Source organism: Citrobacter sp. L55, from assembly GCF_002850715.1.
GTDB lineage: Bacteria > Pseudomonadota > Gammaproteobacteria > Enterobacterales > Enterobacteriaceae > Citrobacter > Citrobacter braakii.
The window spans coordinates 1-466 of sequence record NZ_KZ559459.1; the positions used below are offsets into that span (position 1 = coordinate 1).

The 466-nt window shown below is 46.6% G+C and carries 2 tRNA genes; both read left to right on the top strand.

Annotated features, from left to right (window positions below):
* The first annotated feature begins 56 nt into the window (after nt 1-56).
* Nucleotides 57-133 (top strand) — tRNA-Ile (locus tag B9P82_RS28140).
* Between the two features lie 108 nt (nt 134-241).
* Nucleotides 242-317: transfer RNA gene (locus tag B9P82_RS28145), tRNA-Ala, on the top strand.
* Nucleotides 318-466 lie beyond the last annotated feature (149 nt).

A 466-nucleotide genomic window follows, 5' to 3' on the forward strand; every position in this document is an offset into this window, starting at 1 on the left:
CTTTGTAGTGCTCACACAGATTGTCTGATGAAAATTAGCAGTAAGAAAATCTCTGCAGGCTTGTAGCTCAGGTGGTTAGAGCGCACCCCTGATAAGGGTGAGGTCGGTGGTTCAAGTCCACTCAGGCCTACCAAATTTCTGCTGATGCTGCGTTGCGGCGATGCTCACATACTTCAGTATGCTTCGCGTCACCACGCCTTGCCTCAACAGAAATTAAGGTTAAACGAGATTTAACTACGATGGGGCTATAGCTCAGCTGGGAGAGCGCCTGCTTTGCACGCAGGAGGTCTGCGGTTCGATCCCGCATAGCTCCACCATCCCTTACTGCAAAAAAACAAGAAAACTTCAGAGTGTACCTGAAAAGGTTCACTGCGAAGTTTTGCTCTTTAAAAATCTGGATCAAGCTGAAAATTGAAACGACACACTGTTTCATTTCTCCGTAAACAAGAAATGAAAAGCGGTGTGT